This window comes from Mesorhizobium sp. P5_C1 (assembly GCF_054049815.1).
The window spans coordinates 1-2,197 of record NZ_JBFULQ010000738.1; the positions used below are offsets into that span (position 1 = coordinate 1).

4 protein-coding genes are annotated in these 2,197 nt (G+C 63.4%); 3 read left to right on the plus strand and 1 reads right to left on the minus strand.

Annotation, left to right across the window (positions count from 1 at the left end; genetic code table 11):
* The coding region (locus tag ACXJ7R_RS30640; protein WP_457155079.1) for a tRNA (cytidine(34)-2'-O)-methyltransferase at positions 1–409 on the plus strand (409 nt) is incomplete at its 5' end.
* A gap of 134 nt (positions 410–543) precedes the next feature.
* Positions 544–1,023 carry a redox-sensitive transcriptional activator SoxR gene (gene soxR, locus ACXJ7R_RS30645; RefSeq protein ID WP_457155080.1) on the plus strand — a complete coding sequence of 160 codons (480 nt, stop codon included), beginning with the start codon at positions 544–546 and terminating at the stop codon, positions 1,021–1,023.
* Here soxR and ACXJ7R_RS30650 read toward each other — a convergent pair.
* On the minus strand, positions 1,020–1,277 hold the full coding sequence (locus tag ACXJ7R_RS30650; RefSeq protein WP_095090839.1) for a hypothetical protein: 258 nt from the start codon (positions 1,275–1,277) through the stop codon (positions 1,020–1,022). The two genes, soxR and ACXJ7R_RS30650, sit on opposite strands and share 4 nt — an antisense overlap.
* 125 nt (positions 1,278–1,402) lie before the next feature.
* Here ACXJ7R_RS30650 and ACXJ7R_RS30655 point away from each other — a divergent pair.
* A partial coding sequence (locus ACXJ7R_RS30655) for a coproporphyrinogen III oxidase (RefSeq protein WP_457155081.1) occupies positions 1,403–2,197 on the plus strand: 795 nt, incomplete at its 3' end.

The following is a 2,197-nucleotide window of genomic DNA, read 5'->3' on the forward strand; positions in this document are numbered from 1 at the left end:
CACCGGCACAATCCTGCGCTTTGCCGCTTGCCTCGGCCTTGGCGTCGATATCATCGAACCGGCCGGCTTTCCGCTCTCCGACCGGGCGCTTAAGCGAGCCGGCATGGATTACCTCGAAATGGCTGATCTGACCCGGCATGTCGATTGGCACGCCTTCGAGGACTGGCGCAGGGCGGGCGCCCGCCGGCTGGTGCTTCTGTCGACCAAGGCCGCGATTCCCTACACGAGCTTTGCCTTCGCCAGTGGCGACATCCTTTTGTTCGGCCGCGAATCCGCAGGCGTGCCGGATGCTGTCCATCAAACGGCGGATGCGCGGCTGACCATCCCCATGCAGGGTGCCGCGCGCAGCATCAACGTCGCGCTGTCCGTCGCCATGGTGGCGGGTGAAGCCATCCGGCAACTCGGCTAGGAGTTCGCTGGCAACCCCCGTCAATTTGACCCAGGCGCACATCGCCCTCTCCTTCATTTGCACATCCTGGGTTTCTTGCTACAAGCTCAACTTAACTTGAGGTCAAGCGATAAAATCGAGGCGGGAAAGCAAGGATGGCACCAGTAACGGAATTAACGGTCGGCCAGGTGGCGATGCGCAGCGGGGTGGCGGTGTCGGCTCTGCATTTCTATGAGGCGCGCGGCCTGATCCGCAGCCACCGCACGTCCGGCAACCAGCGCCGCTACGGCCGCGACGTGCTGCGGCGCGTGGCGATCATCAAGGTCGCGCAGGAGGTCGGCATCTCGCTGGCCGAGATCGGTGCCGCCTTGGCATCCCTGCCAGAGGGCCGCACGCCGACCCGCGACGACTGGAACCTTTTGTCCACCGCCTGGCGCGACGGGCTCGATCACAAGATCGCCCAGTTGAAGAAACTGCGCGACGGGCTGACCGACTGCATCGGCTGCGGCTGCATGTCGATCGACAAATGCCCGCTCAGGAACAAGGGCGACCGCCTGTCTAGGGACGGCACGGGGGCGAGACGGTTGGTGGCTACACCTTCTCTCCGTTCGGGGAAAAGGTACCTGAAATCCTAATCCGCCGCCGGCAGCCGCCTGATGGTGAATTCGATCAGGTCGCCCGGTCGCTCGAACCAGCTTTCGATCTCGGTCCAGTAGGCCTGCTTGGGAAAGCGCTCGAACCATTCCTTGGCCTTGAGGCGCGCATCGGAGCGCGGCAGCACGAAGGTCTCGCGCAAAAACCCGTCGCGTGGCATGCGCGTGCGCTCGGTCCGGCTTTGGTCGAGCCTTTTCTTCAGGCCATCCAGCGGTGGTCTTGCCGGGGTGCGCACGAAACAACTCCTTGCACCTTAATGACGCTTGGACACTTGACCCTTGCCCCTAAGAGATTAGGGATCGCGCCGGCAAAAGACGAGTCATTTGTAGGGACTCGGCCCCCCGCAACCGGAGACGGCACTTGGAACGACCTGAAATACCGGCAGGCCTGCCCGCCGACATCGAACAGAAGAAGATGAAGGCGCGCCTTTGGTTCGAGGCGCTGCGCGAACGCATCTGTGGCGCCTTCGAGCAAATCGAGCAGGATCTTGGCGGCCCGCTGGCCTCGTGGTCGCCAGGCCGTTTCGAAAAGACGCCATGGGAGCGCGACGAGGGCCGCGGCGGCGGCGGCACCATGTCGATGATGCATGGCCGCGTCTTCGAGAAGGTCGGCGTCCACACCTCGACGGTCTATGGCGAATTCTCACCCGAATTCAGGAAGCAGATGCCCGGCGCCGAGGAAGACCCGCGCTTCTGGGCCAGCGGCATTTCGCTGATCGCTCACCCCTGGAACCCCAACGTTCCGGCCGTGCACATGAACACCCGCATGGTCGTCACGTCTAGCCAATGGTTCGGCGGCGGCGCCGATTTGACGCCGGTGCTCGACCGTCGGCGCACCCAGGACGATCCCGACACCATCGCCTTCCACCGGGCCATGCAGTTCGCTTGCGAGAAGAGCCCCGAGGTCGCCGATTATCCGAAATTCAAGGCCTGGTGCGACGAGTATTTCTATCTGCCGCATCGCAACGAGCCGCGCGGCACCGGCGGCATCTTTTTCGACTGGCTGCATTCGGGCGAGGACAAAGGCGGCTGGAACGCTGATTTCAACTTCGTCCAGGATGTCGGACGCTCCTTTCTCGTCGTCTACGGCCACCTCGTGCGCGCCAACTTCAATGAGAACTGGACCGATGGCGACCGCGACGAACAGCTCATCCGG